18 protein-coding genes are annotated in these 24,880 nt (G+C 73.0%); 8 read left to right on the top strand and 10 right to left on the bottom strand.

What is annotated here, in order from left to right; translation table 11 throughout:
• Nucleotides 1-63: 63 nt before the first annotated feature.
• Both ABZ923_RS12395 and ABZ923_RS12390 read right to left on the bottom strand, forming a co-directional pair.
• Nucleotides 64-2,481, bottom strand: a complete 2,418-nt coding sequence (locus tag ABZ923_RS12395) for a SpoIIE family protein phosphatase (protein WP_361470244.1) — start codon at nt 2,479-2,481, stop codon at nt 64-66.
• 47 nt (nt 2,482-2,528) lie between these two features.
• Nucleotides 2,529-3,716: a helix-turn-helix domain-containing protein gene (locus ABZ923_RS12390; RefSeq protein WP_361470163.1), complete on the bottom strand. Its 1,188-nt coding sequence runs from the start codon at nt 3,714-3,716 to the stop codon at nt 2,529-2,531.
• 165 nt (nt 3,717-3,881) lie between these two features.
• On the opposite strand from ABZ923_RS12390, the gene ABZ923_RS12385 reads away from it, so the two are divergent.
• Together ABZ923_RS12385 and ABZ923_RS12380 are read left to right on the top strand one after the other, a co-directional pair.
• A complete protein-coding gene (locus ABZ923_RS12385; RefSeq protein WP_361470162.1) occupies nt 3,882-4,484 on the top strand; it encodes a carboxymuconolactone decarboxylase family protein in 603 nt (200 codons plus the stop codon).
• Nucleotides 4,477-5,286 carry an SDR family oxidoreductase gene (locus ABZ923_RS12380; protein ID WP_361470160.1) on the top strand — a complete coding sequence of 270 codons (810 nt, stop codon included), beginning with the start codon at nt 4,477-4,479 and terminating at the stop codon, nt 5,284-5,286. Before ABZ923_RS12385 ends, ABZ923_RS12380 begins: the two co-directional genes overlap by 8 nt.
• Before the next feature lie 90 nt (nt 5,287-5,376).
• Here the strand turns inward: ABZ923_RS12380 and ABZ923_RS12375 are convergent, their stop codons facing one another.
• Genes ABZ923_RS12375 through ABZ923_RS12355 form a run of 5 tightly spaced genes read right to left on the bottom strand, consistent with a single transcriptional unit; the run spans nt 5,377 to nt 10,265 of the window.
• Nucleotides 5,377-6,654, bottom strand: coding sequence for an ABC transporter substrate-binding protein (locus tag ABZ923_RS12375; RefSeq protein ID WP_361470158.1), 1,278 nt, complete (start codon nt 6,652-6,654; stop codon nt 5,377-5,379).
• A gap of 5 nt (nt 6,655-6,659) precedes the next feature.
• The gene (locus ABZ923_RS12370) at nt 6,660-7,814 is read right to left on the bottom strand and encodes a branched-chain amino acid ABC transporter permease (protein ID WP_361470156.1); all 1,155 of its coding nucleotides are present in this window, start codon (nt 7,812-7,814) and stop codon (nt 6,660-6,662) included.
• Nucleotides 7,811-8,692: a branched-chain amino acid ABC transporter permease gene (locus tag ABZ923_RS12365; RefSeq protein ID WP_361470154.1), complete on the bottom strand. Its 882-nt coding sequence runs from the start codon at nt 8,690-8,692 to the stop codon at nt 7,811-7,813. The genes ABZ923_RS12370 and ABZ923_RS12365 overlap by 4 nt, the downstream gene beginning before the upstream one ends.
• Before the next feature lie 5 nt (nt 8,693-8,697).
• Complete coding sequence (locus ABZ923_RS12360) at nt 8,698-9,510, bottom strand: ABC transporter ATP-binding protein (RefSeq protein WP_361470152.1); 813 nt, start codon at nt 9,508-9,510, stop codon at nt 8,698-8,700.
• The gene (locus ABZ923_RS12355) at nt 9,507-10,265 is read right to left on the bottom strand and encodes an ABC transporter ATP-binding protein (protein WP_361470150.1); all 759 of its coding nucleotides are present in this window, start codon (nt 10,263-10,265) and stop codon (nt 9,507-9,509) included. Before ABZ923_RS12355 ends, ABZ923_RS12360 begins: the two co-directional genes overlap by 4 nt.
• Before the next feature lie 221 nt (nt 10,266-10,486).
• On the opposite strand from ABZ923_RS12355, the gene ABZ923_RS12350 reads away from it, so the two are divergent.
• From ABZ923_RS12350 to ABZ923_RS12340, 3 genes are all read left to right on the top strand, one after another.
• Entirely contained in the window at nt 10,487-11,746 is a 1,260-nt protein-coding gene (locus tag ABZ923_RS12350; protein WP_361470149.1) for a helix-turn-helix domain-containing protein, read from the top strand.
• Nucleotides 11,743-12,408, top strand: coding sequence for a TetR/AcrR family transcriptional regulator (locus ABZ923_RS12345; RefSeq protein ID WP_361470147.1), 666 nt, complete (start codon nt 11,743-11,745; stop codon nt 12,406-12,408). Before ABZ923_RS12350 ends, ABZ923_RS12345 begins: the two co-directional genes overlap by 4 nt.
• 1,720 nt (nt 12,409-14,128) lie before the next feature.
• Entirely contained in the window at nt 14,129-14,782 is a 654-nt protein-coding gene (locus tag ABZ923_RS12340; protein ID WP_361470145.1) for a peptidoglycan-binding domain-containing protein, read from the top strand.
• 89 nt (nt 14,783-14,871) lie between these two features.
• Here the strand turns inward: ABZ923_RS12340 and ABZ923_RS12335 are convergent, their stop codons facing one another.
• Nucleotides 14,872-16,596, bottom strand: coding sequence for an acyl-CoA dehydrogenase family protein (locus ABZ923_RS12335; RefSeq protein WP_361470143.1), 1,725 nt, complete (start codon nt 16,594-16,596; stop codon nt 14,872-14,874).
• Between the two features lie 92 nt (nt 16,597-16,688).
• The gene (locus ABZ923_RS12330) at nt 16,689-17,264 is read right to left on the bottom strand and encodes a PadR family transcriptional regulator (RefSeq protein WP_361470141.1); all 576 of its coding nucleotides are present in this window, start codon (nt 17,262-17,264) and stop codon (nt 16,689-16,691) included.
• Between the two features lie 139 nt (nt 17,265-17,403).
• Here ABZ923_RS12330 and ABZ923_RS12325 point away from each other — a divergent pair, with 139 nt between their 5' ends.
• On the top strand, nt 17,404-19,785 hold the full coding sequence (locus tag ABZ923_RS12325) for a SpoIIE family protein phosphatase (protein WP_361470139.1): 2,382 nt from the start codon (nt 17,404-17,406) through the stop codon (nt 19,783-19,785).
• A 1-nt stretch (nt 19,786) separates the two neighbouring features.
• Here ABZ923_RS12325 and ABZ923_RS12320 read toward each other — a convergent pair whose 3' ends face one another.
• Entirely contained in the window at nt 19,787-20,899 is a 1,113-nt protein-coding gene (locus tag ABZ923_RS12320) for a PP2C family protein-serine/threonine phosphatase (RefSeq protein ID WP_361470137.1), read from the bottom strand.
• Nucleotides 20,900-21,008: 109 nt separating this feature from the next.
• Between ABZ923_RS12320 and ABZ923_RS12315 the strand changes: the two genes are divergently transcribed.
• Nucleotides 21,009-23,825 carry a SpoIIE family protein phosphatase gene (locus ABZ923_RS12315; protein ID WP_361470135.1) on the top strand — a complete coding sequence of 939 codons (2,817 nt, stop codon included), beginning with the start codon at nt 21,009-21,011 and terminating at the stop codon, nt 23,823-23,825.
• Nucleotides 23,826-23,955: 130 nt separating this feature from the next.
• The gene (locus ABZ923_RS12310; RefSeq protein ID WP_361470133.1) at nt 23,956-24,771 is read left to right on the top strand and encodes an intradiol ring-cleavage dioxygenase; all 816 of its coding nucleotides are present in this window, start codon (nt 23,956-23,958) and stop codon (nt 24,769-24,771) included.
• The last annotated feature ends 109 nt before the right edge of the window (nt 24,772-24,880 follow it).

Below are 24,880 nucleotides of genomic sequence, written 5' to 3'. Positions count from 1 at the left end.
GAGCGGCCATGGCGCCGCCCCTGGGGTCCGCCGCGGGCCCCGTCCCGGCGCACGGCCGGACGGTCAGGTGAGGGTGCCGGTCAGTGGCTGCTCGGTCCAGACGGTCTTGCCCTCGCGGGTGTAACGGGTGCCCCAGCGTTCGGTCATCTGGGCCACCAGGAACAGGCCGCGGCCGCCCTCGTCGGTGGTGCGGGCGCGGCGCAGGTGGGGTGAGGTGTGGCTGGTGTCGCTGACCTCGCACACCAGGGTCCGTTCCCGGATCAGCCGTAGCGTCGCGGGGCCGTCGGCGTACCGGTAGACGTTGGTCACCAGCTCGCTGACGATCAGCTCCGTCGTGAACGCCAGGTGCTCCAGACCCCATTCGGCCAGCTTGGCCGAGGTCAGCGCCCGGGCCCGGGCCGCGCTGGCGGGTTCCAGCGGCAGCTGCCAGGTAGCGACGGCGTCCGGGGGCAGCACGCGGGTGCGGGCGACCAGCAGCGCGACGTCGTCACCGGGGAGCGAGGGCACGAGCGAGTCGACCACGGCCTGGCATGTCCGTTCCAGTGCGTCGGCGGGGCGGGTGAGGGCCGCGCACAGCTTGGTCACGGCGGTGTCGGCGTCGAGGTGGCGTTCGCCGATGAGTCCGTTGGTGTACAGGCACAGCAGGCTTCCCTCGGCCAGGTCGATCTCCCGGGCCTCGAACGGCAGGCCGCCCAGTCCCAGGGGCGGCCCGGCGGGCAGGTCGAGCGGAGCCACCCGTCCGTCCGGAGCGGTCACCATCGGCAGCGGGTGACCGGCGCGGGCCACGGAGCAGCGCCCGGAGACCGGGTCGTACACGGCGTACAGGCAGGTCGCGCCGACGACCTGCTCGCCCACCGGCCGTTCGCCGACTGCTTCCTGTTCGGCCGCCAGCAGGTTGACCAGGTCGTCCAGGCGGGAGAGGACCTCGTCCGGTTCCAGGTCGAGGCTGGCGAGCGTGTGGACGGCGGTACGCAGCCGGCCCATGGTGGCGGCAGCGTGGATGCCGCGTCCCACCACGTCCCCGACGACGAGGGCGATCCGGGCCCCGGACAGCGGGATGACGTCGAACCAGTCACCGCCCAGACCCGGGGCCGCGCTGGCCGGAAGGTACCGCAGGGCCACCTCGACGGCCGACTGGTCCGGTACGGCCCGGGGCAGCAGGCTGCTCTGCAGGGTGAACGCGGTCTGCTGCTGCTGGGTGAAGCGCCGGGCGTTGTCGATGGCGACGGCGGCCCGCGAGGCCAGCTCCTGGGCGAGGGTGAGATCGTCCGCCTCGAAGGGATCGGGGCGGCGCGAACGCCACAGGGTCATCACGCCCAGCACCAGGCCGCGTGCGACGAGAGGCACCACGATCAGCGAGTGGGCGCCCAGGTCGGGGGCGCGGGGCCCCCGACGGCCGCCCGCCGAGAACCAGTCGGGCGGGAGGACCGGTTCCAGGACGGGCCGCCCCTCGGCCAGGCACCTGGCCTGGGGGGTGTCGGCCGCGAACTCCACGGGTTCGCCGTGGGGGTGGGGCGGGCCGGTCTGCTGGGCGCCGAGGCTGCAGACGGCCAGCCGGACCACGGGCCCGGCCAGGGTGCGCGCCGGTTCCTCCCCGCGCGTCACCGGCTGGAGCAGATCCACCGATACGTGGTCGGCGAGGTGCACCATCACCTCGGCGAGTTCCCGGGCGGTCTCCGCCACGTCGAGGGTGGTTCCGATACGGCTGCCGGCCTGGTCCAGGAGCGCGAGCCGACGCTGGGCCCGATGGCGTTCGGTGATGTCCTCGATCATCTCGGCCACCCCCAGGATGCGGCCGGAGGGGTCCTTCATCGGGAAGGAGGAGACCATCGCGACCCGCTCGCGTGCCGGATCCCACTCCATGCGGACCAATTGCTCGGAGTAGACCGTCGGCCGTCCGGTCTCCATCACCCGGCGCACCCGGTCCACGGCCTCGCGCGCGTCGTCGGGGACGAGGAAACGACCGGTGGGCAGCCCCTGGAAGGCCCCCGCAGGGAGGCCGCTGAAGCGTTCGATGGCCCGGTTGACCCGGAGGATCGTCAGGTCGGTGCCGTGGACGACCAGGCCGATCGGGCACCGGCGGTACAGCCCGTCGAGAATCGCGCGGTCTCGTTGCCATTCCTGGACGTCGACCGCGGGTGCGCCGGTGAGGACCCACTCACGGACCCGGTCGTCACGTGAGACGGCATGAGCCCTCAGCCCCAGGTCCACGAGCCGCCCGTCGCGGTGTCGCAGGGTGAGCAGGCCCGCCCAGCCGCCGGCTCGTCTGCACTTGGCCACGGCCTGCCTGGCGGCCGGCAGATCGCGAGGGTCGACGAGCACCTCGAACGCCCGCCGGCCGAGCACGGCGGCGTCCGGATGGCCGAGCAGTTCCTGCGCCCGCCGGTTCCACCCGACCACGACTCCCCGGTCGTCGAGCACCGCCAGGGCGGCGAGGTGCGGGGCGAACGGATCGTCGTGGCCTTCGCCGAACACCGTCATCCACTTCTCCACCGCTGGACACCACCTTGTACGAGGCCACCCACCGCCTATTGAAACCCGGTGGACGCCCGGCCTCGTGGAGGTGTCCTCAGCTCGCGCGCCGCCAGGGCCCAGCCGACCTCCACCGCGGTGTCCGGAGCGTCCAGGTCGGCGCCGGTGAGCTCCTCGAAGCGGCGCAGCCGGTAGCGGACGGTGTTGACATGGACGTGTGCGCCGCGGGCGACCTCGCGGACGCGCCGTCCGCCCTCCAGGTACGCCCGCACCGACTCCTCGACGAGCGCGCCGAACTCCCCCTCCGCCTCCAGCGGGCGCAGGTAGCGGTCGACCAGCAGCTCGGCGAGTTCCGGTTCGGCGACGACCGCCACCCGCCAGGACAGGTCGCCCAGGTCGTACACACCGCGCAGACCGTAGGCACGGGCGGCTTGCAGCAGCCTGCCGGCGGCGCGGAAGGAGCGGTGCACCGCGGCCAGGTCCGCCGGCGGGCCCAGCCCGGCCGTCACCTCCGGGCCACCGGTGTCCGGCCTGGCCTCGACGATCCCGGCGACGGCGTCGTCCAGCACGGTGAACAGCGCGCCCCGGCCGTTTCTGCGGCCGTGGGACTCCAGGGAACGGTCCAGCGCGTCCGGCCCGGCATCGCCGTACGGGACGGCTCTGACGGCCCGGTACGGCCGCGACGCGTCCAGTCCGTAGACGGCCGCACCGCTGTGGATCTCCGCGGCGCTGAGCGTCCCGTACAGCAGTCCGCGCAGGAACTCGGCGCGGCGGCGGGCGTCGAACAGGGCGGAGTCGGCCTCCGCCTGCCGGTGGACGGCGGCGATCTGCAGGCTCGCGACGTCCGCCAGCTCCCACAGGCACTTGGTGCGGTCGACGATGAGGCCCGGGTCCAGCCCGCGTTCGGTCGCCTCGGCGATGAACAGGTCCCGTATCGCGCCCAGCGCCCGGCGGAAGGCGCCGAGCCCGTCGCCGAGGGGCACGCCCCGGGCGACCCGGTCCCGGGCCACGTCGGCTTCGCGGAAGTCCTCCGGCGCGGGCACCGTCCCCTCCCGCAGCACCGCGAGAGCCCGCTGGAAGTGCCGGTGCCAGATCCCGTCCAGGAGTTCCCGCGGGACCGCGCGGTAGGACGGGACGTGGCCCACCAGTTCCGCGTACAACCCCCCGCCCACGGGTCCCTGTCGCGCGGTCATCGCGGCGATGACCCGTTCCAGGGGCGCCGCCGCACCCGTCTGTCCGGACATCGATCCCACCTCCGCCCTCCGCACCGGCCGTTGTGCATCCGAACAATATGCCGCCCCGCGGCCTTGGCCAGGGATCCGTCGACAACCCCCCGCCGCCGAAAGGACAGTGGCACGGCGGCACCGCCCTGGTGCCACGCCCTCCTGACGACCCGTACGGAGACCCGCATGACCGACGAGCACCCGCACCGCCCGCGCCTCGCGCCGTTGCCCGAGGACGGCTGGGACCCGTCCGCCCGGGAGCTGCTGGCCCCGATTCCCCGGGACGCCGACGGCCGCCTGCCCCACGTCTTCACCACTCTGGTGCGGCACCCCGGTCTCTTCCGGCACTTCCTGCCGTTCGGCACCCATCTGCTGCGCCACGGCCGGCTCGCGGGCCGGACCCGGGAACTGCTGATCCTGCGCACCGCCCGCAACACCCGGGCCGCGTACGAATGGGGACGGCACGTACCGCTGGCCAGGGCGGCCGGGGTCACCGACGAGGAGATCCGGCGGGTCGGTGCGGGCCCGGACGCCCCGGGCTGGACGCCGGCCGACGCCCTGCTGCTGCGCGCCGCCGACGAACTGCACCGGGAGGCACGCCTGTCCGCGGCCACCTGGTCGGCGCTCGCCGCCGACCACGACGAGGCACAGCTGATCGAGATCACCATGCTGGTCGGCCAGTACCACATGGTCGCCTTCTTCCTGAACTCCGCCGGCACCCCGCTCGAGCCCGGCTTCACGACCGAGGCCCTGCCCGCCGCCACCGGGACGGCAGACGACGATGCCTGAGCCGCAGCACACCGCGCACCACCCGGCCGGCCTCCTGACCGGCCGGAACGTACTGGTCATCGGAGCGGGCACCCGTCCCGCCGACGATCCCGACGCACCGGTGGGCAACGGGCGGGCGGTGGCCGTGCTCGCGGCCCGCGAGGGAGCCTCCGTCGCCTGCGCCGACGTCTCCGCCTCCGCGGCGGCGGCCACCGCCGCCCTCGTCGGCGAGGAAGGCGGTCGTGGCCTCGCCCTGGTCGGCGACGCCACGGATCCCGAGCGGTCCTCGGCCATGGTCGCCGAGGCGCTCCGGGAACTCGGCACGCTCGACGCGCTCGTGGTCAACGTCGGCATCGGTCTCGGCACGGGCCTGGCGGGCACCTCACCGCAGCAGTGGGAGCAGGTGCTCTCGCTCAACCTGGGCGCCCCCTTCCTCGCCGCCAAGTACGCGCTGCCCGCGATCGCCGACGGAGGGTCGATCGTCTTCGTCGGTTCCGTGGCCGGGCTGCGCGCGGCCACCGATTCGCCCGCGTACGACAGTTCGAAGGCGGGCCTGTTCGGTCTCACCCGGCATGTCGCCAAGGAGGGCGGGCCGCGCGGGATCCGCGCCAACCTGGTCGTCCCGGGCCTGATCGACACCCCGATGGGCCGTGCGGCCTCGGCCCGGCGGGCGTCCCGCACGTCCTCGTTCAGCCGCATTCCGCTGGGCCGCCAGGGCACCGCCTGGGAGGTGGCCGAGGCCGTCACCTTCCTGCTCTCCGACCGCGCCTCCTACGTCACCGGGCAGAGCCTGGTGGTGGACGGAGGGTTGAACGCCGTCTGAGCACGCGGGTCCGCTCACGTCGGTGACGGGGCGGCGACGGGCGGGGGCGGTCCAGGGGCCGGGGCACCGGCCGGGACCGCCCCCGCCGGCTCACTTCGTCAGCGGGCCGAACTCCTTGCGGGTGTCCACCGGCTTGCCGAACAGCTGCCAGCGCTCGCCCTTGAACCGCATCAGCTGCATCGTCTCGATCGGGAAGGCGTCGCCCGGGCCCGTGGACAGGGTGACACCGGGCAGCAGCATGCCCACCTTCACGTCCTTCAGATCGCGCACCGCATCCCGCAGTCCCTCCCTGGTCGGGCACTTCATCGCGTCCAGGGCCTGGTGCAGGCTGGAGGCGACGGCCCAGCCGTAGGCGTTGAACTGGTTGGCCGGGTCCGCGTCGGGGGCGTAGGCGTGCAGGGCCTTCTTGTACGTCTTCACCTCAGGGTCGTTTGCCCACTGCGGGTCGGCGGGGTCCTTGAAGTAGGTCGCCGAGACCACACCCTGGACGTTCTTGAACCCGACGGGCCGGAGCACGGCGGCCGACGAGGCCACGTTGTTCACGATGTGCAGCGGGTTCCACTTGGTGTCCTTGGCGTCGGCGGCGAGGGCCTGGCTGCCGAACTTGGGCGTGGTGATGTCGAGCAGCACGTCGGCCTTGGAGCGGGCGAGGCTCGCCATCTGTGCCGACACGGAGGGGTCGGTCACCTCGTAGCTCTCCGCGGCGACCACCTTGACGCCGCTGCCGGCGAGGGCCTTCTTGAACCCGCCGAGCAGGTCCTTGCCGAAGTCGTCGTTCTGGTAGAGGACCGCCACCTGGGCCTTCGGCTTCTCCTCCTTGAGGTACTTGGCGTACACCCGGGCCTCGGCCACGTAGTTGGGCTGCCACCCGAGGGTCCAGGGGTGCTTGTCGTCGCTGCCCCAGACGGAGGCTCCCGTGGCGACGAAGGGCTGCGGCACCTTCTGCTTGTTCAGGTAGTCCCACACGGCCGCCGTGGACGGGGTGCCCAGGGTCTGGAACACCGCGAAGACCTTCTCCTGCTCGACGAGTCTGCGGGCCTCCTCGACCGCCTTGGGCGGCTGGTAGCCGTCGTCGCGGACGGTGAACTCGACCGTGCGGCCGTCTATGCCGCCCTTGCCGTTGACGTACTTGAAGTAGGCGGCCACGCCCTTGCTGATCGTGCCGTACGCGGAGGCGGGCCCCGACAGCGGGTAGATCCCGCCCAGCTTGATGGTCTTGTCGGTGATGCCCGTGGTCTGCTGCCCCTTGCACGCGCCGTCGGCGGCGGTGTTCTGGGCGTCCTGACCTCGCTGACTGCTGCAGGCGGTCGCGGTGAGCAGGGCGGCGGTGGCGGCCGCGGCGGCCCGCAGAACGGTCGTCTTGCGCATGTGGATCATTCCTTTTCGGTGCGGGGCTGGGCGCCCACGGGTTCGGCGTCGGCAACTGCGGAGGCCGCAGGAGTGAGGGTCACGCTGGATTCGGTTCCGGCCTGCGGATCCGCCTCCGGATCAGGCGTGGAATCGGCCTCCGGCCTCCGGTCGGGGGCGGTGGCGGTGGCGACGCGGGGCGCACGACGGGCGACCGCGCCCAGGACACGGCGCGGCAGACCGGCCAGTCCGGTCGGGGCCACGAACATCACCGTGATGATCAGCAGGCCGAACACCACTCCCGGTGCGGCCTCGCTCAGGTCCTGGGAGACGCTCGGCACGTACATCACGAACGCCGCGCCCAGCAGTGGCCCGTACAGCGAGGCGAGCCCGCCGACGACCAGGCCGGCCAGCAGGGTGATGGACAGGACGAAGCCGAAGGAGTCGGGCGAGACGAAGCCGATCACCCAGGTGTACAGGCACCCGGCGACACCCGCGAACATCGCGCTCCAGGCGAAGGCGACGGTCTTGTGCAGCGCCAGCCGCACGCCCATGACCTCGGCGGCACTCTCGTTGTCCCGCACGGCGAGCAGTGCCCGGCCGACCCGGGACCGCAGCAGGTTGCGGGCGAGCAGCAGAGCCACCGCGGCGACGGCGAGGACGACGAAGTACATCCACTGGTCCTCGGCCAGCCCGCTCCAGGCGGGCGGCCGCAGCTTGTCCACGGTCAGACCCATGGAGCCGCCCGTCACCGGTTCGAGCCGCTTGAGCAGCGGCGGCAGGAACACCGCGAACGAGAGGGTGACCAGGGCGAGGTACAGCCCGCGCAGCCGCAGGGCGGGCACCCCGAAGCCGAGGCCCAGCAGGAAGCACCCGGCGGCCGCGACCGGCAGCGTGGCCAGGTGGCCGGTGTCGTACCGGTCGAGCATGACCGCCGCCGTGTACGCCCCCGCCGCGAAGAACGCGCCGTGCCCGAGCGAGATCTGCCCGCCGAAGCCGACCAGCAGGTTCAGCCCGGCCAGCGCCACCGCGTACAGGAGCACCATGGTCAGCTGGAAGACCTGGAAGGGGGCGAAGTAGAAGGGTGCGCCGACGGCGGCGGCCGCCGCGAGCAGCACGGTGAGCGCGGCCCGCAGGCGTCGGGCCCGGTCCGTGCCGAGTACGGTCGTGATCGTGCTCATGCGCGTTCCACCGCCGCCCGTCCGAACAGGCCCTGGGGCCGTACCAGCAGCACCGCGAGAATGATCACCAGGGGTACGCCCACCTTCAGATCGGCACCGACCACGTCCACGTACGCCCCGGTGAGCGTCTCGGCGACGCCCACGAACAGGCCGCCGACGACCGCACCCACCGGGCTGTCGAAGCCGCCGAGGGTGGCCGCGGCGAAGGCGTAGATCAGCACCCCGCCCATCATGTTGGGCTCCAGGAACAGCACCGGGGCGACGAGCACGCCCGACACCGCGCCGACCGTCGCGGCCAGCCCCCAGCCGAGCATCAGCACCCGGCCCGCCCGGATGCCCGACAGCCGGGCGGAGGAGGGGTTGCAGGCGACCGCCCGCATCACCAGGCCGGCGGAGGTGTGCTGGAACAGCAGGTACAGCAGGCCCATCACGACGGCCACCACACCGAGGATCCCGAGCGTCGACCAGTCCACGCGCACGCCGGCCAGGTCGAGCCCGCCGTCGGGGAACGGCTGCGGGAAGTCCTTCACGGTGAACGACCAGATCAGGCCGGCCAGCGCGTTGACGAAGATGAACAGGCCGACGGTGACGATGACCACCGTCAGCTCGGGGGCGCCCCGCACGGGACGGATGACGATCCGCTCGACCAGCATGCCGCCGGCGAAGGACACCCCGAGGGTGACCGGCAGCGCCAGCCAGAACGGCATCCCGGACGCCACCAGCTGCCAGGCGACGTAGGTGGAGAGCATGGCCAGCTCGCCCTGCGCGAAGTTGACGATCCCGGTGAACCGGTGGATCAGCACCAGGGCCAGCGCCAGGCTCGCGTACACCGCGCCGGAGCCCAGTCCTTCCACCACTTGCTGCAGGAGGTCGGTCACGGCGCTCACCCGGCCTTGCGCGAGCCGACGGAGACACCGAGGTACACCTCGGCGACCTGCCCGTCCTCGCGGATCCGCCGGGCCGGACCGGACAGCACCAGGCGGCCGGCCTCCAGTACGTGCGCCCGGTGCGCGATGTCCAGCGCGAGCTGGGCGTTCTGCTCGACGACGATCACGGTGGTGCGTTCCTCCTCGTTGACTGCGCGGACGATCTCGAACAGCTCGCGGGTGACCAGCGGGGCGAGTCCCAGGGACGGCTCGTCCAGGAGCAGCAGGGAAGGCCGCAGCATCAGCGCCCGCCCGATGGCGAGCATCTGCTGCTCCCCGCCGCTGAGGCTGCCGGCGGCCTGGCGCGAGCGCTGGCGCAGCCTGGGGAAGTAGCCGTAGATCCGTTCCAGGTCGGCCGCCACGGCCGCACGCCCGGCACGGCCCCGCCACGGACGGCCGGTGCGTATGTGGGCTCCGACACGCAGGTTCTCCTCGACGGTCAGGTCGTTGAAGGTGCCGCGGCCCTCGGGCACGTGCGCCACGCCGGCCCGGGCGGCCTGCTCGGGCGGGCGGCCCAGCAGCTCCGTGCCGTTCAGGGTGACCGAGCCGCGGCCGCGGACCATGCCGCACAGCGCCCGCAGCGTCGTGGTCTTGCCGGCCCCGTTGGGTCCGAGGACCGCGCAGACCTCACCGCGGGCGACGGAGAAGTCGAGGCCCTGCAGCACACGGGCCTGGCCGTACCCCGCGTGCAGGTCGGACACCTTCAGGAAGTCCGGCTCCGCACTCGCCTCGGCCTCGGCCTCGGTGCGGTCGGTGGTGGGCTCGCTCACGCCGCCACCCCCAGGTACGCCTCGACGACGGCCGGATCGCGCTGGATCTCCTCCGGCGTGCCTTCGGCGATCTTGCGCCCGAAGTCGAGGCACACGATCTTGTCGCACAGGCCCATCACGAACCCCATGTGGTGTTCGACGACCACGAGCGTGAGGTCGAAGTCGTGGCGCACCGAGCGGACCAGATCCGCGAATTGGCCGACCTCGCCGTGGCTGAGGCCGTTGACGGGTTCGTCGAGCAGCAGCAGCCGGGGGCGGACGGCGAGCGCCCGGGCGAGTTCGACGCGTTTGAGCGTGCCGAACGGCAGTCCGGCGGCGGGGTGGTCGGCGATGTCCGCCAGGTCGAGCCGCCCGAGCAGCTCGTCGGCCTGGTCACGTAGTTCCCTCTCCTCCCGCCGGACGCGGGGCAGCCGGAGCGCCGCGGCGAGGTGTCCGGTACGCCCCCGGCTGTGGGCGCCGACCATGACGTTCTCCCGAACCGTGAGCTGCGGGAACAGGCCGAGGTTCTGGAAGGTGCGGGCGATGCCGCGCCCCGCCACGGCGTGCGGAGGGAGGACGAGGAGGTCCTCGTCGTCGAACCGCACCTCTCCCGCATCGGGGGTACAGCGCCTGGTGAGGCAGTTGAACAAGGTGGTCTTGCCGGCTCCGTTCGGACCTATGAGCCCCACGGCGGTGCCGGGCTCGACGGTGAAAGCGACACCGTCCAGTGCAGTGATTCCGCCGAAGCGCACGGTGATACCGTCGACCGCGAGCATGAGTGACGCCCCTTCCGACGTGCTGGGGGGTGGGCGAGCGTCACAGTAGGTGGGGGCGTTCCAGGCGCACATTGGGTGTGAGCACCCAACTTCCCGGTCCCCGGACTGTGCGCCGCGCACAGGTACCGCGAGGTGTCTCACGCCGAGCCTGTTGACGGAGCACGATCCGGACGACGACGATCGGCGTCATGCCTCTCGGACCTGCCCGGGACACTCCCCCGATGCCCGAACCGCTCCGCCGGGAGCGGCAGCGGATCCTGCACGCCGTCCACGACCGGGTCGAGGAGGTGGCGGAGACCGCGGTCGCGGTGATGCGTGCGGAGATCCCGTCGTACGCGCTGCAGGACGGCCGGTTCTTCGACGACGTACGGGACCAGGTGCTGGAGCACTACCGGATGCAGCTGGCGGCGCTGGCCGGCGACCGCGACATCGCTGCCGAGGACCTCGTCTTCAGCCGGGCGGCGGCCATGCGCCGGGCCCGCGCGGGGTTCGCCCTGGAGGACTGGATCAGCGCCTTCCGGGTGGGCCGGCAGGTGATGTGGGACGCGCTGCTGGACTGCGCGGGCACGTCCGTCGAGGCCCAGCAGGCCGCGCTGTCCCTCGTCACCCCGCTGATGCGGTACGTCGACTACGCCAGCACCCACGCCGCGCAGGCGTACGTCGAGTTCCAGCAGCACATGGTGGCGGACGCGGACCGGGAGCGCCGGGATCTCCTGGACCAGCTCCTGGCCGGCGTGGCCCCGACGCGCGGTCCGCTGTTCGCCGCGGCGCAGGCGTACGGCATCGGGCCGCGCTCGCCGATGATGGCGGTCGTGGCGATGTGCGTCGGCGACACCCGCACCGGGGACCTCACCACGGCCGAGCACGGGTACGCCACCAGCGCGTCGATCAGCATCGCAGGGCCCTGGGCCGGCCGGACCCTGGTCGTCGTGCGCCACGACGAGGTGGTGGCCGTGCCCGTGGTCCGGGCCGGCATGGACGCGGAGGACATATGCGCCCACTTCGAGGCCGTGCAGGAGCGGCTCGCCCGGGAGGGGACCATGCTCTCCATGGGCATCAGCACGGTCGCCCGGGGCGCGTCCGAACTGCCGCGCGCGTTCGAGGAGGCGCGGGCCGCCCTGGACCTGGTGCCGAGCGGGGGCGGAGTGGCGGCCCTGCCGCGGCTGTCCCCGTTCGACTACCTGGCGCTGCGCGCCGACGACCTCGCCCGCCAGCTGGTCGACCCCCGGGTACGGGTGCTGCTGGAGGAGGACCGCAGACGTGGCGACACGCTGGCGGCCACCATACGGGCCTTCGCGGAGGCCGACCTCAATCTGCGGCTGGCCGCCGACCGGCTGCGGGTGCACCACAACACGGCGCACTACCGGTTGCGCCGGATCGAGGAACGCACCGGCCGCAATCCGCGCCGGATCGCCGACCTCCTGGAACTACTGGTCGCCCTCGCCATCCGCGACGGCGCGGAAGGTGAGGATTGCCAGTGAGCGGCATCGTGGAGTCCGCCGGGACCGAGACGGCAGGCCGGCCGCCGGGCGGAGAGGAGGGCACGGTCCTGCCGGCCGGGGAGCCCGGGCAGCGGCGAACGGTCCGGCGTGCGCTGCTGGACGCCGCGCTGGAGGTGTTCACCGAGCGCGGTTACACCGACGCCGGCCTCACCGAGATCGCCACGCGCTCCGGCCTCGCGGTGGGCACCCTCTTCCAGCACTACGGCGGGAAGCGGGGGCTCTACCTCGCCCTCTGGGAGGAGTTCCGGGAGGAGCAGGAGGGCCGGACCGAGGCCACGCTGACCTCCGAGCGCAGCCGTGGTGTGGACGACCCCATCGCCCTCTTCGCGGCGGGAGCCAGGGCGTATCTGGAGGGTGCCTGGGACAACCGGCGGCTCGGCAGACTCCTCGCCGAGGACGACGGCCCCTCGGGCTTCGACGCGCTGCGCCGCCAGTGGGACCGCGCGTGGGTACGGCGCAACGCCCGGCTGCTGCAGGTGGACGAGCGGCGGCGCGCCGGCCGGGTCCGGGTGAGCGTGCTGACCACCGTCATCGGCGGGGCGGCGCGCGAGCTGGCCGACTGCGGGGACGAGACGGAGGCCCGGGAGATCGTGGACGAGGTCTGCGGCATCCTGGTCCACCTGTCGACACCCCCCGGCTGAAGCCGGGACGCCCAGGGCCTGCCCGGGGCGGCTCGGTGGTCAGCGGCCGGGCGAACTCGACGCGGTCGGTGAGCCGCTCCTGGTGGGAGAGGCGCTGGCGCTGCCCGAAGGACTGGCGGTGGGCCGGGTGGAAGGCGTTGCCGTGCGCGAGGGCGGGCTGGGCCGGCGACTGCTGGAGGGCCGCGGGGTGGGCCTCTCCTTCACCGGTGGCGGCGCACTGGTGGTGGCGGTGGACGGCCGGGGGGCCGGTGATGTGCGGCGAGGTGGCGCCGGCACGGGAGGTCGGGTGCCGTCGCTGTCGCGGTCCCGGACGCCCTTGCGCGCCGGATGCGTGGGCTCTCGCTCCGGTGAGGCCTCTGAAGCCGGTGCGTCGGTGCCGCTGACCTCGGGCTCGGTGAGGGACGGCTCCGGGGGTGCGGCTGCCCGCGGGGCCGTGGACTGGAGCAGCACCGACGCGGTGGCCAAGCCTCCGAGGATGGTGAAGGCGGCTGCGGCGAGAGACTGGACGGCATACTTCCGCAGCCGCGACGGACGGCCGTACCGGTCTGCCGGCAGGTCCCGCGAGGGGGTCGGCGGGCCGGGGAACGGGGACTCGGAGGGGTCCGGCCTCCCGTCGAAGGGGGACGCGGAGGAGTCCGGCCCCCCGTCGAAGCGGACTTCCGGCATCGTCGCCTCGACGGCCGGAGCACCGTCTCTCCGCTCGCTCGGCTGTGCCATGCCGGAGTCGTACGCCCCGCACTCGGGGCAGGTGACGGCGCCGTTGAGCGTGCGGTTGCACGGAATGCAGTAGTCCATGTAGCGACCGTTCTCAGTTCTCGAGTCGACGGAGGGAAGGCCCGGGCCGGGCAGCGGTCAGCGGCTACCGGGGTCAACGGGGCGCGTCGAGCGAGTGCTCAATCGTCGGCCGGCATGTGGGATAGGTAACCCTGCCGGCGGGGTCGCCGACGACCGGGCGCGGCATGAGGCGTGGGTTACATACCGGCGGCGGGATGAGGACGGAGCGGCCCGGCCCGCGTACTGCCTCCCGGAGGAGAGGGGTGACCCGCCGCCGGGGCGGCGGGTGTCGAAGCCCTGTGTCAGGAAGAAGGCGAGCCGAGGAGGAACCGTGGGTCGCGACGACGGCAACCGGGAACGGACTCCGGACTCGGGCCGTGACCTCGTGCGGGAGACCAGGGACCGCTTCCAGGCCGTCCTGGACGCGTTGGACGCCGCACGCGCCGAGCTCCTCCGCGAGGAGGGGCAGCCCCGCCGGCCGGCCGCCGAACCGCCGCGGGCCGGCCTCCCGAAGCCCGTCGTGGCGGAGCCACCTGTGCCGGCCGGAGCGCCGGAGACCGTCCCGCTCCCCCCGATGGGGAAGCCGCCGGAGGTCCGTGGGCCGAGCCCCAAGACCCCGGCACCCGCCGTGCCGGCCAGAGCGCCGGAGACCGTCCCGCTCCCCCCGATGGGGAAGCCGCCGGAGGTCCGTGGGCCGAACCCCAAGACCCCGGCACCCGCCGTGCCGGCCAGAGAGCCGGAGACCGTCCCGCTCCCCCCGGTGAGGAAGCCGCCGGACGTCGGTGGGCCGAACCCCAAGACCCCGGCACCCGCCGTGCCGGCCAGAGAGCCGGAGACCGTCCCGCTCCCCCCGGTGAGGAAGCCGCCGGAGGTCCGTGGGCCGAACCCCAAGACCCCGGCACCCGCCGTGCCGGCCAGAGAGCCGGAGACCGTCCCGCTCCCCCCGATGGGGAAGCCGCCGGAGGTCCGTGGGCCGAGCCCCAAGACCCCGGCACCCGCCGCGGCTCCCCCGGACCCCCTCGCCGCCGCGCCCTCACCGGGATCGGCGCCCCCGGACCCCCTCGCCGCCGCGCCCTCACGGGGATCGGCGCCCCCGGACCGCGCGCCCGGGAGGAAGCCGGGGCACGCACGGCGGCGGTTCACCAGCCTCCGGGACCTGCTCGTCGCCGGAATCCTCGGGCTGGGCGCGGCGAGCGGACTGGTGCTCGCCACGTGGCTGCTGATCCACCACGACGCCGGAGCGGCGGCCTCCCCCTCGCCGTCCGGGTACGGGACGGCTCCCCCGCCGGCGCGGCGCGCGCCGCAGGACCCGCCGGGGGAGACGGACCGGCCCCGGCCCGGCGTGTCGGATCCGCCGCTCCCCGAGATCCCGGGCACGGGCGTCCTGCGCCCGGGGGACAGCGGCCATGGGGTCTTCGAGCTGCAGGTCCGTCTCCAGCAGTTGCCGGGCATCTACGACGGCGGCGCGATAGACGGCCGCTACGACGCGGAGGTCCGAGCCGCCGTGACGCGCTTTCAGCAGCGGTACGGGGTCGGCGGCGACGAGAGCGGGGTCTACGGCGCCCAGACGCGTTTCGCCCTCATGCTGCGGACCAAGTGACCACCGGCGGACGCCTGCCCCCCGTGTCCGCCGGGCCGTGACCGACCGGGGGCCGGGCCCGTGCGGCCCGGCCCCCGTGTGCGGTGCGGTTACGGCGCCATCTCGTACGCGCCGGACAGCGCCTCGACCCGCTGCCAGACCCGCTCCGTGCGGGCCGCGTCGACGACCGGCCGCCGGACCGAACCCAGCGCCCACTCCTGCTGCTGCGCGGTCGCCGAGTCCTTGCCGTGCAGTTCGACGGCGTGCGCGGAGAAGTCCCGCACGAGGACGGCGAAGAGTTCGTCGAGCACGTCCTCGTCGACCCCGGTCAGGGCGACCTGCTCCAGGACGAGCTGCGCGTGCACGACGAGGGCGAAGAGCTGACCGACCGCGAGGAGGAGGTCGAGGTCGCGGCTCTGCTCCTCGTCGGGGGCGGCCGTGGCGACGAACTCGCAGAGGGCGTCGGCCTGTTCGCGGAAGCGGCCGACGTTGGGCAGGTGCGCGTAGGCGTCGAAGGCGGGCCGCCAGTCGTGGAAGCGCACCGAGCCCAGACCCCGGGCCGGCCCCTGCCGGAACAGGAAGTCGTCGTCGGCCGCGTCGAGACGGGTCGGCACGTCCGGGTAGGCGACCGGGTCGAGGAGGTGGCTGCGCATGAACTTCAGGATCAGCGCCAGGTTGACGTGGACCGTGCCCTCCAGCTTCGGCAGGCCGCGGATCTCCACGGCCGCCTGGCCGAAGTAGTTGTCCTTCTCGAAGCCCTTGGCCGCGATGACGTCCCACATCAGGTCGATGACCTTCTCGCCCTCCGTGGTCACCTTCATCTTCGTCATCGGGTTGAAGAGCAGGTAGCGGCGGTCGTCGGGGCCCGCGGAGCGGAAGTAGTCCACGGCGCGGTCGCTGAACAGCTTCATGCCGACGAGCCTGACGTACGCGTCGGTCAGCTCCCGCCGCACGTGCGGGAAAGCGGTGACGGGGCGGCCGTAGAGGATCCGGTGGTGGGCGTGGGTGACGGCCTCGTACATCGCGTGCTCGCAGATGCCGATCGAGGCGGTGCACAGGTTGAACTTGCCCACGTTGACCGTGTTGAGGGCGGCGTCGAAGGCGGCGCGGCCGGTGTGCAGGACGTCCTCGGCCGCCACCGGATAGTCCTCCAGGCGGAACTCGCTGACGAACTTCGAGGAGTCGACGACGTTCTTGACCAGGTGGTAGGCGGGGTGACGGCTGTCTGCGGCGAAGAACACGTAGCCGTCGGGGCCCTCGACGTCGGTGCGGCGGCCGAAGACGGAGACCAGCCCGGCGGCGTTGCCGTTGCCGATGTAGTACTTGGAGCCGGTGGCGCGGAAGCCGCCGGCGCCGTCGGGCTCGAGCAGCATGTCGGTGGAGTAGATGTCGGCGCCGTGGGCCTTCTCGGACAGGCCGAACGCGAACACCTCGCCCTGGGCGAGGAGTTCGGCGGCGCGGGCGCGGGCGGCGGCGTTGTCGCTCTGCCAGACCGGGCCGAGGCCGAGGATCGTGACCTGCCAGGCGTACCAGTAGTCGAGGCCGTAGAAGCCCAGGATCTCGTTGAGCGCGGCTATCCGGGCGGTGTCCCAGCGCTTGTCGGATTCTCCCTCCCCCGCGGCGGACGCCGGGGTCAGGAAGGTGGCGAACAGGTTCTCCTTCGCCGCGAAGGCGAGGAAGTCGCCGAGCCACGCGCGGTTGCGGTAGTCCTCGATCAGCTGCCCCTTGCCGCGCTCCTCGAACCAGTCGACGGTGGCACGCAGCAGGCGGCGCGTCTCGGGGTCGAAGTGCGCGGGGTCGTAGGTGCGCGGGTTGAACAGCAGCTGGTCAGCCATGGGAGATGACGCCTTTCGGCTGGTGGACGGGGGGTGGGGAGGTCCGGCGGCTGGGCGGGCCGGGAGGACCGGTAGCGCGGGTGCGGCGGCGATCAGCGGACCGGACCGAAGCGGGCCAGCGTGGCCAGCACGTCGTCCAGCCAGTCGATCATCATCCGCTCGTAGGCGATGCCGCCGCGCAGGACGACGTGCTGGAGCTCGCGCTCCGCGTCGAGCGGCGTCCGGGTACCGGCCTCGCCCGGCTCGGACGCCGTGAAGTCCCGGGCCTGACCCGCGAGATAGTGCGCCAGCCGGTCCCGGTGCGCCTGCCGGTGCCGCTCCACCTCGTGGATCAGGGCGGCCGGCTCCTCGTCGAAGGCGGCGCCCCTGATCTTCACGGCCAGATCGTGGCGGACGCTCTCCGGCTCGATCGGATCGTGCAGCCAGGAGGTCAGCGCGGCCCGGCCGAGGTCGGCGACGGAGTACTCCTTCTTGTCCGGCCGGCCCTGCTGCGGGACGTCCCGGACGTCGACCCAGCCGTCGTTCTCCATGCGCTTGAGCACGCGGTAGATCTGCTGGTGGGTGGCGGTCCAGAAGTAGCCGATGGACCGCTCGAAGCGCCGGGCCAGCTCGTAGCCGGAGCCCGGCTTCTCCAGGAGCGACACCAGGATCGCGTGTTCGAGCGCCATGCGCCGATCATGCTATGCAACTCGTTGCATAGCAAGACTGCCCCGCCCGGTGCGACACGGCTCACCCCGCCGGACGGCGTGCGGTTGTCGTCCGTCACCCGGCACGGGATCCTGAGGGGGCACGAAGGGAAGCGGTGCCATGGATCGTTTTCCGAATGCCCCCCACGTCGATTTCCACAGTCCGCTGGACCTCTCCAAGGCCGCCACCGCGGTACTGGACGCCGAAGGCCGCATCTCCGGCTGGGGCCCCTCGGCCCAGCGCCTGCTCGGCCACTCACCGGAGGATGTGCTCGGGCAGCCGGCCGCCCGCCTGCTGGCGGCGGCCCCGGAGCAGCGGCTGTCCACCCTCTGCAAGATCTGCAAGACGGCCCGGCCCCGCGGCACGGTGCTGGACCTCTGCTGCCGGGACGGACGCACCCTGCGCGCGGCCGTGACGTTCAGCCCGCTCGCGCACCGGGGCGCCGCCGCGACCGTCGTGGTCGCCGCCGACCTGGAGACGCTGCGCGGCTGGGAGGCGCAGCTGGCCATGCTGCAGGGGCTGGCGACCGAGTCCGACGTGGGCCTGACGATCTTCGACACCGACATGCGCGTGGTCTGGGCGAACGTCTCCACCGACCTGGAGCTGGACGGCATCGCCCAGTACATCGGCCGACCGGCGTCGGACCTCTTTCCCGAGGGCGAGTTCCTCTCCCGTCACCACCCTCCGGACGAGGACCAGATCATGGAGCACGTGCTGACGACGGGCGAACCGATCATGGGCATGCACTACCGCGGGCGGGCCCCCGCCGACCCGGTGCGCGAGCACGTCTGGTCCTGCTCGTACCACCGGCTGGTGGACGCCCGGGGCGAGCTGCTGGGGCTCTTCGAGGAGTCGCTGGACATCACCGAGCGCTACCGCGCCCAGGAACGGCTGTCGCTGCTCGTCCGGGCGGGAAAGCGCATCGGCGCCTCGCTGGACGTGCGCCGTACGGCGGCGGAGCTCGCGGACGTGGCGGTGCCGCAACTGGCCGACGAGGTGCTGGTAGACCTGCCGCCGGCGGTCATCGAGGGGCGGCAGCCGCCCACGGGCTCGGCGCCGGGGCACAGTCTGCTGCGGATGCACGGCCGGACACCGGAGGAGTTCCGGACCAGCCCCGTCTCCTATCCGCCCTGGTCACCGCAGGCGCAGAGCCTGGCCACCAGCCGGCCCGTCATCGACGCCTCCCCGCCCGAGTCGCCGGACGGGCCGGGAGCGGACGCTGCGCACTCCCGTCTGTTCGTCCCGCTGCTCACCCGCAACGCGGTGCTGGGCCTCGCCACCTTCCGGCGCAGCAGCAACCCCGACCGCTTCGGACCCGAGGAGCAGACGCTCGCCGTGGAACTGGCCGAGCGGGCCGCCGTCGGCATCGACAACGCCCGCCGTTACACCAGCCAGCACGCGGCCGCCCTGGTCCTGCAGCGCAGCCTGCTGCCGCAGCACCTGCCCGAGCAGAGCGCGGTCGACGTCGCCTACCGCTACCTGCCGGCCGACAGCCGGGTGGGCGTGGGCGGCGACTGGTTCGACCTGATCCCGCTGTCCGGTGCCCGCGTGGGCCTGACCGTCGGCGACGTGGTGGGCCACGGCATGCACGCGGCCGCGACCATGGGCCGGCTGCGCGCCACCGTACGGACCCTGGCCCTGCTGGACCTGGACCCGGCCGAGCTGCTCACCCGGCTGGACGGCCTGGTCGCGCAGGACTCCGAACCCCGTGCCGGGGACGGGCTCGGCGACGAGACGCTCGGGGTGACCTGTCTGTACGCGATCTACGACCCGGTCAGCGGCCGGTGCGTCTGGGCGAGCGCGGGCCATCCGCCGCCGATCGTGGCCGACGCGAGCGGCTCGGTGGCCTCGTCCGCGCTGGCGCCGGGGCCGCCGCTGGGGCTGGGCGGCCTGCCGTACGAGAACGTCGAACTGAGCCTGTCCGGCGGCAGTGTGGTGGCGTTCTTCACCGACGGGGTCGTGGAGGACCGCAGCACCGACATCGACAGCGGGATCGACCGCCTGTCCCAGGTGCTCACCTGGCAGCGCTGCCCGCTGGAGGAGCTGTGCGACCGCGCGCTGTCGGCCCGGCCGCCGGGTCCGCAGGCGGACGACGCCACGCTGCTGCTCATCCGCACCCGGCGGCTCGGCCCCGACCACGTGGCGGACCTGGAGCTGCCGCCCGACCCGGCCATGGTGGCGCACGCCCGCACGGACACCGAGCGCCAGCTGACGGACTGGGGCCTGTCCGACCTGTCGTTCCCGGCCGCACTCGTGGTGAGCGAGCTGGTCACCAACAGCATCCGGTACGCCACCGGGCCCGTCATGCTGAGGCTGATCAGGGACCGCTGCCTGCTGTGCGAGGTCTCCGACAACGCGCACACCGCACCCCACCTGCGGCGAGCGCGCCGGGACGACGAGGGAGGCCGCGGCCTGTTCCTGGTCGCCCAGATGTCGCAGCGCTGGGGCACGCGCTACACCGCGTCCGGGAAGACCATCTGGGCCGAGCTGGCCATCCCCTGAGTCAGCGCTCCGCAGCTTCGGGCCGTCCGCAGCGTACGGCGACGGCCGCGATGTCGTCGTCGAGCCGTCCGCCGCTGTAGTGGAGCAGGTCCTGGTGCAGCCGGTCCAGCAGCTCGCGGGGCGCCGCCGGGCCGAGCCGCCGTACCCACTCGGGCAGCGGGAAGAACGCTCCGGAGCGGTCCCGGGTCTCCGTCACACCGTCGGTGTACAGCAGCATCTGGTCGCCCGAGGTGAAGACGAGGGTGTCGATGGTGTACTCGTCGCCGATGAGCGAGGCGAGGTTGAGGGGCGGCGAGGGGACGGTGGGCTCAAGGACGCTGATCTCTCCGCTGCGCATCAGCAGGGGCGGGGGGTGTCCGCAGTTGAGGATCTTCACCTGGCCGCCGCCGTACTTGATCTCGGCGATCAGCGCGGTGGCGAAGTGCTCGGGCTGGTCCGGGTCGAGTCTCGCGAGGCTGTAGCGGCCGATGCTGGTCTCCAGACGATGGATGATGCCCCTCAGGTCGGGCTGGTCGTACGCGTTCTCCCTGAAGCAGTTGATCACCGCCGAGGCGGCCCCCACCGCCGACAGCCCCTTGCCGCGCACGTCACCGATGAGCAGCCGTACCCCGTACGGCGTGTCGGCCACCTCGTAGAAGTCGCCTCCGATCCGGGCCTGCTCCTGGGCCGCCAGGTACAGCGACTCGATCTCGACGTCCTGGACCCGGCGCGGCAGCGGGCGCAGCAGCACCTGCTGGGCGGCGTCGGCGACGAGCCGGATCTGGAAGAGGGTCTCCTCCCGCTGGAGCCGGAGATGGCTGGTGTAGGCGGCCGCCAGCGTGACCGCGACGATCGCAGCCGCGGTGTAGGGCGTTCCCAGATCGGTGTAGACGAGGCTGAGCCCGATCATGACCAGCAGGCAGAACGCCCCCAGCAGGAGCGTCGGGAGCACGGGCCACATCGCGGCGGCCAGGGCGGGTGCCGCGGGCAGGAGACGGCTGAAGGCGATCTCCCGGGGGGTGGCGAAGGCCAGGCCGGAGATGAGGACGGTGAGGAGCACGGGGGACAGCACCACGGTCTCGCGTCGGCCACCGTAGGGCGGGCGGTGACGCCGAGGCCGTCCAGTACTGATCACAAAAGTATCTTATCGGGGCAGAACGGTCTTCGTTGGTGGACGAGCCCCCCGCGCCGGCTTCCCCGCAGTGCTGTTATCAGGTGTGTGACGGTGGTGTTATCAAGGGTGTATGGAGGTATTTTCCGGGCGCCCTCGTAGCCCGGAACGTCATCCGCCGGTCGGACGCCCACGCGAACGTCGCTCTTCTCTGCTGAACGTGCGCAGTGCGGCCGGTCAGGTGTTCCTGCTCCAGGTCGTCATCGTGCTCCTGCTGGTCGTGGCCGCGGTCGTGGGCATGATGCTCCAGGCGGCGAACGACGCACTGCAGCGGGGCCGGCGGGAGTCCGTCATCGCGGCCCAGTCGTTCGCGAACGCCCCTGGAACGGCCGCGGCCGTGCAGAGCCGGGACCCGTCGGCGGTGCTCCAGCCCCGGGCCGAGGCGGCCCGCAAACGCGCGGGCGTGGATTTCATCGTCGTCATGAGCACGACGGGGATTCGTTACACGTACCCCTATCCGCGGGAGATCGGGAAGAAGTTCGTCGGCACCATCGGACCGGCACTGAAGGGCCGTACCGTCATCGAGCAGGCCGGCGGGCCGCCCCTGCCCGCGGGCAGGGGGACGGGCGTGCAGGCGGTGGTCCCGGTGACCGACCCGCGCGGCAAGGTGGTCGGCCTGGTCTCCGCCGGGCTCACGGTCAGGAACGTGGCGGCACTGTGGCTGCCGCAGCTGCCGATCATCCTGGCCAGCGGCGGGGTCGCGGTGGCGCTGGCCATGGCGGGAACGACGCTGGTGTCCCGGCGGCTGCGGCGGCACACGCACGGCCTGTCCCCGGTGGAGCTGGCGCAGCTGTACGAGCACCACGACGCGGTCCTGCACGCGGTGCGGGAGGGGGTGCTGATCACCGGTGCCGACGGACGGCTGCTGCTCGCGAACGACGAGGCGAAGCGGCTGCTCGGGCTGCCGGAGGACGCGCAGGGGCGCCCGGTGCGGGAGCTGGGACTGCCGGAGCCGCTCATGCGCCTGCTGTCCTGGCCGGAGGCGGTCACCGATGAGGTGTACCGCGCGGGGAACCGGTTGCTGGCGGTGAACAAGCGGCCGACGTACCCGCAGGCCGACCGGGGAGGCAGCGTGCTGACCCTGCGGGACACCACGGAGCTGGCGGCGGTCTCGGGACGGGCCGAGGTCGCACGGGAGCGGCTGGAGCTGCTGTACGAGGCCGGGGTGAGAATCGGCACGACGCTGGACGTGGGGCACACGGCCCAGGAACTGGCCGAGGTGGCGGCACCGCAGTTCGCCGACCTCGTGACGGTGGACCTGCTCGACGCGGTGCTGCGGGGGTGGGAGCCGACCGCGGAGGGCTGGCGGCACCTGCGCCGGGCGGCGATCGGCGGCGCACAGCGGATGATGCCGGTGTACCCGCTGGGCGAAATGATCACCTTCTCGCCCCGGAGCCCGCAGATGCGGACGCTGCGGGAGGGGCGGGGTCTGCTGGAGCCGGACCTGCGGCAGGCCCAGGGCTGGCGGGAACAGGATCCGGAGCGCGCCCGGAAGGCCCTGGAGAGCGGGCTGCGGTCGCTGGTGACCGTGCCGCTGCGGGCGCGGAACGTGGCGCTGGGCGTGGTGAACTTCTACCGGACGGTGGGTTCCCCGGCGTTCGAACCGGAGGATCTCGCCTTCGCCGAGGAACTGGCCGTACGGGCGGCGGTGGCCATCGACAACGCCCGGAGGTTCACCCGGGAGCACGCGATGGCGGTGACGCTGCAGCGCAGTCTGCTGCCGCGGGGGCAGCCGGAGCAGGACGCGCTGGAGGTGGCCTGGCGGTATCTGCCGGCGGAGGCGGGGGTGGGCGGGGACTGGTTCGACGTCATCCCGCTCCCGGGGGCCCGCGTGGCCCTGGTGATGGGCGATGTCGTCGGGCGCGGCCTGCACGCGGCGGCGACGATGGGCCGGCTGCGTACCGCGGTGCACAACTTCGCCGTCCTGGACCTGCCCGTGGACGAGGTGCTCGGGAACCTGGACGACCTGGTCGTCCGCATGGACAACGAGGAGCACGCGGGTGCTGCCGCGGAGGACCACGAAGGCGAGGGCGTGACCGGGGCGTCCTGCCTCTACGTGGTCTACGACCCGGTGGCGGGGGTCTGCACCATGGCGCGTGCGGGGCATCCGGAACCGGTGGTGGTGCACCCGGACGGGACGGTCGCCTGTGCCGGGGTGCCGGCCTCGGCGCCGCTCGGCCTGGGCGGCTACCCGTTCGAGACCACCGAGCTGTCCCTGCCGGAGGGTTCGCAACTGGTGCTGTACACCGACGGCCTGGTGGAGGACCGCACCCACGGCATCGACGTCGGGATGGAGAGGCTGCGCCGTGCGTTGGAAGGGTCGGGTAGCCGCACCCCGGAGGAGACGTGCCAGGCGGTGATCGACGCGCTGAAGCCGTCGCACTCCTCCGACGACATCGCGCTGCTGACGGCACGTACCCGGACGGTCCCGTCCTCGTGCGTGGCGGAGTGGTCCGTGCCGGCCGACCCCGCGCTGGTTCCCTCGGTGCGGGCACGGTGCAGGGAGACGCTGCGGGAGTGGGGGCTGGAGGAGGCCGGATTCGCCACGGAACTGATCGTCAGCGAACTGGTCACGAACGCGATCCGGTACGGCTCGCCGCCGGTGGCCGTGCGGCTGCTGCGCGGGCGCTGTCTGATCTGCGAGGTGTCGGACGGCAGCGGCACCTCGCCGCGCCTGCGGCGGGCGGCGACCACGGACGAAGGCGGGCGGGGGCTGTTCCTGGTGGCGCAGTTCGCCCAGCGGTGGGGGACGCGGTACACGTCCCGCGGCAAGGTCATCTGGGCGGAACTGGATCTTCACGACGACACGTCGGCCACCTCGCGCCTCGCGCCGGTCGACTTCCTCCTCGACCAGTTCGACCTCGACCAGTTGGACGATCCCGCCTTGTGAGCCGGAGCGGCCCCCGGCCACGTGTCCGCCCGGAGTGGCCGCGGCGGGGCCCCGGAGTTTCGTAACGCGTGCCGGATTCACCGGTCATCCGATCGATGCCACGGACCGTCACCCGCGCCATTCTGATCACATGACTGACACCCCCCACCCCCATTCCCCGGAACGCCGGCGCGACTCCGAACAGGCCGACGGCCCGGCCGGCGCGAGCCGCAGGACCGTCATAGCCGCCCTGGGCGGTGCGACCCTCGGAGCGGCCGCTCTGGGGCTCACGGCCGGTCAGGCGACCGCGGCCGCGGACCGGAACGGCGCCGCCCCGGCCCCGGCCCGGGAGGCCGCCGACTGCGTCCTCACCCCCGAGCAGACCGAGGGGCCCTACTACCTGGACCTGGAGACGGTCCGCAAGAACATCACCGAGGGCAAGGCCGGCGTACCGCTCACCCTGCGCGTCAAGGTGATCGACACGGCCACCTGCGCCGCGCTGCCCGGCACGGCGGTCGACATCTGGCACTGCGACGCTCTCGGCGTCTACTCGGGATACGTGGCCGGCGGCTCCACACCGGACACGACCTTCCTGCGCGGCGTGCAACTGACCGACTCCACCGGCGTCGCGGAGTTCACCACCGTCTACCCCGGCTGGTACGTCGGCCGCGCCCTCCACATCCACGTCAAGACGCATGTCGGCGGCACGGTCACGAACGGCAGGTACCAGGGCGGGCACGTCTCCCACACCGGCCAGCTGTACTTCCCGGAGACGTACAACAGCAGGATCGCCACCCTGGCCCCCTACCGGAGCAACACGGCCACCCGGACGCTCAACGCCAGGGACGGCATCTACCGCAACGGCGGATCCTCCACCCTGCTGACCGTCACACAGACCGGCAGCGACCTCGGCAAGGGAGTGACCGGCACCGTCGTACTCGGCATCGATCCCGACGCCGTACCCTGACGCTCCCGTCCGAGCGGTAGCCGGTCCACTGCACCGGGGCCGGCTGCCGCGGCCGCGCGGCCGGCCGGCCGCCAGAAGTGTGTCGTCCGGAGAAGCGGAACGAGAACCG

Origin of the sequence: Streptomyces sp. NPDC046881 (assembly GCF_040645015.1) — a bacterium.
Taxonomy (GTDB): domain Bacteria; phylum Actinomycetota; class Actinomycetes; order Streptomycetales; family Streptomycetaceae; genus Streptomyces.
This window is presented reverse-complemented; position numbering and strand designations above follow the sequence as displayed.